The sequence below is a fragment of the Leptospira alstonii serovar Sichuan str. 79601 genome (genome assembly GCF_000347175.1).
Classification (GTDB): domain Bacteria; phylum Spirochaetota; class Leptospiria; order Leptospirales; family Leptospiraceae; genus Leptospira; species Leptospira alstonii.
Map to the genome: position 1 here is coordinate 54,935 of NZ_ANIK01000059.1, position 7,661 is coordinate 62,595.

Genomic DNA, 7,661 nt, shown 5'->3' on the forward strand with positions numbered 1-7,661 from the left:
TTCCCAAAAAGAAAAGTTTTTCTAGTCCACTTTGTAACAAACGGTTCGATTTTTACCGGAATGTTTAGCCGTATAAAGCGCCTTATCCGCTCTTTCAATCAGGTCCTTATTGTTTTTATCCTTGGGCCAAAACTCGGAGACCCCGACGGAAAGAGTTACTTTTAAATCCGGTCCGCCGTTCGGGTTTTTGACCACACTCGCTTCCACTGCTTTGCGGATCTTTTCCCCCAGCTCGTAACCTCTTTCCAGATCGGCGCCGGGCATCACGAGACAAAACTCCTCTCCACCGTATCTGGCAGGAATATCGTGTTTACCCGCTTGACGAATCAATTGTTTTGCCACTTCGATCAGAACCTGATCTCCGGCCTGGTGACCGTACGTATCATTGAACTTCTTAAAATTATCTACATCCGTGAACAAAAGAGTGAGATGTGATTTTTTCTTTCTGCAGCGTTCCATCTCTTCTTTGAGTTTGGTTTGGAAATAATGATGTACTTTGAGTCCGGTCATCATATCCACGGTCGCAAGTTCATAGAGCCTGGAGTTTTCGACCGCGATCCCGGCAAGAGTGGAAAGAGTCGTTAAGAAATCCCGATCTTCTTCCTGAACTTCGCTCATGCTCATTTTCTCGCCGAGAACCAAAAGTCCGTTCACCTTTCCCTTTGCGTTCAAAGGAATGACGAGATCCCCTCCGATTCCCCTTAGGAAATCGACTTCGTTCACCGCCCTTCCCATGGACTCTTCGATCTGATTTACGGTCATAGCCTTCATTCTCGTTTCGAGAAACTGGATGAGAGCGGCGTTCGTTTTGATACGGAAAGATTTTTCATTTTCGGAAAGATCAAAACCTTTGTAACTCGGGTCCAATTCAAAAAAATCGGAATCCGCTTCCGGACTGACGTAAATCGCCGCTTGCAGAGTTTGAAGCTGGGCAAGACAGATGTTTAAAATTGCATCCATTAGATATTTATAATCCAAGGTGGAATTTAAAGCTTTGCTGATTTCTAATAATTGTTTCTGATCATAGATTTTCTTTTCCAGATATTCTATCATCAAGGGATCGTTTTCTTTACTGATCAAACGGTTGGTCTCCGGTCTTTTAAGATACTAAAGGAGTGATTTCCAATTTACCGCCGAGTTCGATTCGACGTTCTTTTTCATTCGGAGTGATTCTCTTTTATGAAGATTATCAGCCCAATTTTTTATAAAAATCAATTCTTTTTGCCGATTTCTTCTTGCTTTCAAAGTTTATCCACAAATACTGGCCCATAGACACCGCGCGGTGGAGCAGCTGGTAGCTCGTTGGGCTCATAACCCAAAGGTCATAGGTTCGAATCCTGTCCGCGCTAGTGTTTAATCCTTCCGCTTTACTTTTCAAGATAAATTTTAATCCGAAGAGTTAATTTCCTATTAATACAACCGCATTTTATAAAAAGTTTGCTTTCTTTTTTAGAATTAACCCACGAATTTCGACTTACAAAAAACTTACTACACCATTCTGGCTATTTCAAATAGCTACAAAGCACTACGATTTTCAATTTTTTCTCCTGAAACCTTTTGTCAAAGAAAGGATCGGTAATTCCGCCAAACTAGATTTCATTTTTTTAAAATTCAATTTTAGATTTTTATAAATTCGTTAAACAAGTATCGGCCTGAATCCCAGAAAGGCACGTTTCAAATGGCGAATGATTGATTATATTAGAGTTGTTGAAAAATTCAATTACCGCATTAACAAAACTGCTTCAATCGCCCATTTCAATGAAACAGGAACAAATGGAGAATTAATTTTTCAACAACTCTATTTTAGGGATTAGGATTTTACGTACATAACATACAGCTTGTTACTTGCAAAAAGTATGATTTTCTGATAGGGAAAACCTCCCAAATTTTCCCGCCTCTCTCCCTGAATTTCTTCCTGACGAAGGATCAGAACTTTATAAGATTCTTAAGATCCCAGTTCGCGAGAACGTTTTGTGGCCGCTTTTACGGCCTCCAAAATTGCATTGCTGAATCCGTTCTTTTCCAACTCCGCAAGTCCCGCAATCGTAGTTCCACCCGGAGAGGTTACCTTATTCTTCCATACGGAAGGATGGGTTGTGGGATCTTTTTTCCTTTCTTTCCTGAGTAATTCCGCGGAACCGATCACGGTTTGTATGCTGAGGTCCAACGCTTCCTGATAACCCAGTCCGGAAAGAACTCCTCCTTCGGCTAAGGCTTGTATGAATTTAAATACATACGCAGGGCCCGATCCGGAAAGACCGGTAACCGCATCCATCAAAGACTCGGAGCCAAGTCGTACGGAATGTCCCAACGATTGAAAAATTTCGGAAACGATTTCGTACAATTCCTCGTCTCCGAAATATCCCATCGCTCCTTCGGAAACGAGCAAGGGAAGATTGGGCATTACACGCACGACTTTGGATCCGGAAGGAAGATCCTTTCGAATCGCTTCCGTATGGATCCCGGCCGCGACGGAAATGATTTTTTTCGGAACGACGATTTGTTTTAAAAGTTCGGATACGCTTCCGGGTTTTACACAAACGACGATCAAGTCGGACTTGGAGACAAATTCATCCCAAGAGGACGTCAGTTCGATTTTTTGATTCGAGGTCATATAAGGATCGTATCCTAAGACCTGTGTCGGATAACGTTCCTTGAGAGAGAGATAAATCGCTCCGCCCATATTTCCGCAACCCGCGATTCCGATCGTATGTTTCATATCAATTCCTTTCTCCAAAAATCGCGCTTCCGATTCGAACAAAGTCGCTTCCCTCTTCGATCGCGATCCTATAATCACCCGACATTCCCATGGAAAGTTTCGCTTCGGGTATGTAGTCCTTTTTGATTTTGGAAAGTTCCCGAAAAACCTCCCTGGTTTTGGTCGGATCTCCGTCCGAGGGTCCCATCACCATCAGCCCTTCCAATTGGCAGTAAGAGTTGGATAGACTTTCTTTTTTTTCCAACGTTTCGACCAATTCTTTTCTTTCAAAGCCGTGTTTTGTGTCCTCTCCGGTCAGGTTGGCTTGGAGAAAATATCGGATGTTTTTTTGTTCCTTTTGGGCGCGGCTCAGAAGTTCGTTCACGATTCCGATACTCCCGACTCCGTGTGCATAAGAATATCCTAAAAACAACTTTCGTAATGTTCCGCCTTGAACCGGCCCGATATGATGTAAAACAAGGGAGGAATTTTCTTTCGAAAGCCACTGGGAAAATTTTTCGAGTCCTTCCCCGATTCGATTTTCTCCGAAGTGAACGATTCCGGAGTCGATCGCTTCTTTTACTTTTTCCAACGGTTGAAACTTGGAAACGACTATGAGTGTGGGAGGACTTTCCGGTTTGAGTTTTTGAAGCTCCTCGTAAATTTTTTGATAACGTTCTCTTATTCCCATATCACTCTTTGGTTTTTAACTTTTCCATTTCCGTTTCCAAGTTTCGAACCCTTTTTTCGAGACTGCTTCGATCTTGCTTATGAGCTTTACGTTTTTTCTTTATATGAGAAATTCCTAATTTTCTCTCCAAACGATCCACCCTCGTTTCCAAGGATCGAATTTTTTTTCCGGTCTTTGCTGAAGAATGTTTTTTCATTCTGTTTTTTTTTCCGCGATGTTTCTTCTTCGCGTAGTCGGCCTTGGTTTCCCAATCTCCTTGAGATTCCTGAATTTTTTCCTTTTTGGATTTAGGTTCTGTCGGTCCGGTTGTTTCGTCTTGGATCGAGCGGGTTTCGTCCTTGGGCGGAGTCCATTTTTCCTTTATGGTTTTGGTTTCCTTAGAAGGAGTAGTTTCCTTCTCGTTGGAAGAGAATTCTCCGGAGGGTTGCGCTTTTTTTTCTTCGGTCGGAAGAGTATTTAAGTCGTTAGGTGAAATCGGAGGCTCGGAGTTCGTCTCAGGGCTTAGGATGACGCGGTCGGTTTTAGAGTTGTTTACAACTTCCTCGGCTTCCTTCTTTTTTAAGAATCGGGAAATTTCTTCCCGAAAAAGATAACTATAAACGATCAACGATCCTAAAAGTAAAACTAAGATTCCGGAAAGTAGGATTTTCAACTGGTCTCGTCTCATGGGTGCACCTATTTCAAATATCGGTTTTTCGTCTGTTTTTAAGTCTCATTTTCTCCGAATAGAATCCTGTGAGCCGCTTGTTTTTCTCCCGAGTTTTATTTACCTTTTGTTGTTTAGGATTTGTTTTGGGGGATCTTTCTTCCGCTCCGGTAAAAAGGGACGAGGACGAAATGAGTCGTGTTCTGATTTTAGAAAAGATACTCTCCGAATGGAAACAATACAATCTTTTTCTTGTGGACTCGTTCGACGGTACACGACCCTGGGAAATTTACAGAGGGGTTTCTTTTTTAAACGAAATCCGCTTTAATTCTCAGATCCCCGAAAACGCGGCCTTTTCCAAAGAAAGGGAATCTTATCCCGCTCTTTCGACGGCCGACGATTATCGCTCCATGATGGTTCAGACCTTTTTTGAAAATCCGAAACATTCTCACTTGGAAATTCGCCCCAAGGAAAAAATCAGACTTCCGATCGGAACTCCGACTCGAATTTTCTTTTGGATGTTCGCCTCTTCTCAAAATGCAAAATTGGAATTGGTACTCCATCAGCATAGATCCAAGGAAATCGTGATCGACCTTGGCGATTTGAATTTTGACGGTTGGAAACGGATCGAAAAAAAATTGGAGATTCCCGGAAGGAACACGAGACTGAATCGAAATCTTCGTTATCCCTTCGAGGTCGCTGAAATCCGTCTAGTTCCCGGTCCGTTTCAGAAAAAGGGAGAATTCGTTTTTTATCTGGATCGGATGGGCATCCTCGTGGACACGAGAGACGAAAGTTATCCAGGCGCCGAGATCAAAGATAATTGGGGTACCGGTCTTTGAAAAATTCCTCGAGTTGTGAAGGGGTTTTCGGATCGAACTGAAACGTATCCCATCCCATATATCCCGCAGATTCCACGTTAGTCGTATTGTCGTCGATCAATACGTAGCGCATTCCCGGATAATCGGTTTGAATCCATTGAAAGTATTCTTCCGCGGGTTTACGGGTTCCGAGTTCGCAGGAAAAATATAACTGATCGAATTGGGAAAAAACTTCCTGCATCTCCGGAAATTTTCGGAGTTCCTTATACCAGACGGAATAATTACTAGCGAGTACGAGTTTGTTTCCGCCGCTCTTAAGTCGTTTTACGATTTCGACCGTTTCGGTTATCAATCGAACTTTGCCGAACATGAGTTCCTTGATCTTTCTCGGATCGGGTAAATTCTCGTTTCGAAATTCGGGAAGATAAAATCTTTCGAAAAATTCCTCCTCTTCGATAAGCCCTTTTTCAAATTCCAAGAATGAATTTCTTTCTCTTCCCCGAGTGAATTTTTCTCTCGATTCGCGAGGAAGTATTTTATAAAGTGCAGAATGAAAGGGATCCTTTATCAAAGTGTCCATCAGATCAAAAGCAAATAAAACTCCGCTCATAAACCTATGATTTTTCTCTATCAAATCCTGACGATCTTTCTTCTCGTCTTTATCGTTCCTCTTTTTTTCCTATTTCCTTCGGCTAGACTTTTTTTTAGGAAACGGGCTGCGGATAAAAAAAGAATCCTTTCCAAGGATTTGAATCTTTCCGGTAAACATACCGTGTGGCTGCACGCCGCTTCCGTGGGAGAGTTGGACCAATGCCGGGCGCTCGCCTTCGAATTTCGTAAAAAGGATCCGTCCGCATTTCTGATTCAATCCGTTTTTTCGGAGAGCGTTAGAGATTCTCAACTCGAAGCGTTTCCCGCGGATGAAACCTTTCGTCTTCCGATCGATTCTCCCTGCGGTTATAATTGGATTTTTTCCCGTTTTCATCCGAAGGTTCTCGTTTTGATGGCCTGGGATACTTGGCCGAACCTCATCCTTTCCGCAAAAAGATTCGGCGCCAAGGTCGTCCTTGGTTCCGCTGTAATCGGAAGTCGAAAGGACGGTTTTATGGGAAGGCTCACAAAAGCGGTTTTTCAACATCTGGACGGTATTTATCCTTCTCACGAATCCTTTTACGATACGTTTCGTTCTCTGGTTCCGGATACGATTCCGGTTAAGGTTTTGGGAGATACTCGGTTCGATTCCGTCCTGAAAAAAATCGAGGACAATCAAAAAGTATTTAAGAAACCGAAGAATTATCCATATTCTAAAATTATACTATTTGCATCCACTTACGAACCCTGCGAGGATTTGATCGTTTCCCTTTACGATCTCATCCGTTCTAAAAGTCCGGATTTGTTAAACGAAGTCGCGTTTTGGATTTTTCCGCACAAAACTTCCCCGGACCGGATCGTTTCCATAGAACACAAACTTCAGGACGCTAATATGATTTACCAGACCTGGACTTCCGTTCCTTTCGAGGATATGTCCGCTCAAACGATCGTATTTGATGTGTTAGGCGTTTTGGCGTTTGCGTATCAGGCCGGAGACTTCGCTTATGTGGGGGGAGCTCTTCACAATCGAGTCCACAACGTTTTGGAACCCGCAACCTTCGGGTTACCTTTGATGACCGGTCCTAGGATTTCCAATTCTCCCGAGGGAATGATTTTGAATCAGACGGGAGGTTTGTTTGTCGTTGAATCCCCAGATGATATATTTAATATTTTGAATATTCCAAAAAAAGAACTTGAAAAAATCCGCAAACACAACGCGGAATTCGTTCAGTCCGGTCGGGGTGCGGCGAAACGTTTGTTTGATGAAATTCAAAATTTCCTTTAAGAATCCCCGTCCAAAACTGGGTATTGAGTTGCAGAAAGCACGGTTGGGCCTCGCCAAGGTCGGATTCGCTCAAACTTTCCCCACGAATTCACGCTTTTTTAAACGATGAGAAAAATAACGTTAAAGCTTAAAAAACCGTCAAAGAGACGTAATCTGTGGGAACTCCCGCGTTTTTAAGGAAAATTTTAGGATCCTTGGAGTTCATTTTTCGGAATCGCTTTCAATTTTGCGGAACTTACAAAAGATGAATATTCTTCTCTCACTTTTTTTCGTAAATCCCGTCCGTTGTGCCGAGTTGCGGAACCGCTTCGGGTATGGACCTTCTTTTACTTTCTTGCGAGAAAAAAATTCAATCCTCTTTGAATGAAGGAACGGTTGGCACCGATTCCCTTTTGATTCCGATGAGTTACTGGAACCGGCTGGATGCGCTTCAGAAGAAGGCCCTTTCCAAAAAACTTCCCTTTTTACTGAAGAGATATACGAAGTATGTCGCGTCCTTGGATCGCCTTCATTGGAGGGCCGGGAAGATCAAATACAACTGGGGCGTGGGTGAGTTGAAGAAGATGACGATTCATGTGAATTCGGGGGTTTGGGCGGTTTTGGGTGCTTTGGCAGCCGCGCACGGGGTTTCCAGATGTTTTCTTTTTAATTATCTTCTTTGGTTGGAAGACGTCGGAGTCGGGGATTCTATCGTGAATACGATGAACCGGGGAGTTCCTCAATTTCACGGGACCTACAAGATGACTTGGACCTTAAATCTACGAAAAAATCAAATTTCCAGGGCCCTATTCTTCGAACCCAACCCGATCACGAGCGAACATTTGTATTTCTTACCAAAACCCGACCTCTAAAAAACCGTCTCACTCGCGTTAAACGACAAAAATCCGGGTCCTCAAAACGCGTGAGCGATCGAGGTGGAAATACTGCAA

The 7,661-nt window shown here is 43.1% G+C and carries 8 protein-coding genes and 1 tRNA gene; 4 read left to right on the top strand and 5 right to left on the bottom strand.

Annotation, left to right across the window (positions count from 1 at the left end; translation table 11 throughout):
• Positions 1–21: 21 nt before the first annotated feature.
• On the bottom strand, positions 22–1,080 hold the full coding sequence (locus LEP1GSC194_RS12785; protein WP_020773966.1) for a sensor domain-containing diguanylate cyclase: 1,059 nt from the start codon (positions 1,078–1,080) through the stop codon (positions 22–24).
• A 196-nt stretch (positions 1,081–1,276) separates the two neighbouring features.
• Between LEP1GSC194_RS12785 and LEP1GSC194_RS12790 the strand changes: the two genes are divergently transcribed.
• Positions 1,277–1,349 (top strand) — tRNA-Met (locus LEP1GSC194_RS12790).
• Between the two features lie 596 nt (positions 1,350–1,945).
• Here LEP1GSC194_RS12790 and proC read toward each other — a convergent pair.
• From proC to LEP1GSC194_RS12805, 3 genes are read right to left on the bottom strand one after another with little or no spacing between them, the layout of a single operon-like run.
• Positions 1,946–2,719, bottom strand: a complete 774-nt coding sequence (gene proC, locus LEP1GSC194_RS12795) for a pyrroline-5-carboxylate reductase (protein ID WP_020773958.1) — start codon at positions 2,717–2,719, stop codon at positions 1,946–1,948.
• Between the two features lies 1 nt (position 2,720).
• Complete coding sequence (locus LEP1GSC194_RS12800) at positions 2,721–3,389, bottom strand: YggS family pyridoxal phosphate-dependent enzyme (RefSeq protein WP_017808601.1); 669 nt, start codon at positions 3,387–3,389, stop codon at positions 2,721–2,723.
• A gap of 1 nt (position 3,390) precedes the next feature.
• On the bottom strand, positions 3,391–4,056 hold the full coding sequence (locus tag LEP1GSC194_RS12805; protein ID WP_036042700.1) for a hypothetical protein: 666 nt from the start codon (positions 4,054–4,056) through the stop codon (positions 3,391–3,393).
• 77 nt (positions 4,057–4,133) lie between these two features.
• Here LEP1GSC194_RS12805 and LEP1GSC194_RS12810 point away from each other — a divergent pair, with 77 nt between their 5' ends.
• Positions 4,134–4,877, top strand: coding sequence for a flagellar filament outer layer protein FlaA (locus LEP1GSC194_RS12810; protein ID WP_036042701.1), 744 nt, complete (start codon positions 4,134–4,136; stop codon positions 4,875–4,877).
• Here the strand turns inward: LEP1GSC194_RS12810 and LEP1GSC194_RS12815 are convergent.
• Positions 4,849–5,466 carry an HAD family hydrolase gene (locus LEP1GSC194_RS12815; protein ID WP_020773969.1) on the bottom strand — a complete coding sequence of 206 codons (618 nt, stop codon included), beginning with the start codon at positions 5,464–5,466 and terminating at the stop codon, positions 4,849–4,851. The genes LEP1GSC194_RS12810 and LEP1GSC194_RS12815 overlap by 29 nt on opposite strands.
• A 6-nt stretch (positions 5,467–5,472) precedes the next feature.
• On the opposite strand from LEP1GSC194_RS12815, the gene LEP1GSC194_RS12820 reads away from it, so the two are divergent.
• Both LEP1GSC194_RS12820 and LEP1GSC194_RS12825 read left to right on the top strand, forming a co-directional pair.
• Positions 5,473–6,732 carry a 3-deoxy-D-manno-octulosonic acid transferase gene (locus LEP1GSC194_RS12820; RefSeq protein ID WP_020773979.1) on the top strand — a complete coding sequence of 420 codons (1,260 nt, stop codon included), beginning with the start codon at positions 5,473–5,475 and terminating at the stop codon, positions 6,730–6,732.
• Positions 6,733–7,046: 314 nt separating this feature from the next.
• Positions 7,047–7,583 carry a DUF1564 domain-containing protein gene (locus tag LEP1GSC194_RS12825; RefSeq protein ID WP_020772307.1) on the top strand — a complete coding sequence of 179 codons (537 nt, stop codon included), beginning with the start codon at positions 7,047–7,049 and terminating at the stop codon, positions 7,581–7,583.
• The last annotated feature ends 78 nt before the right edge of the window (positions 7,584–7,661 follow it).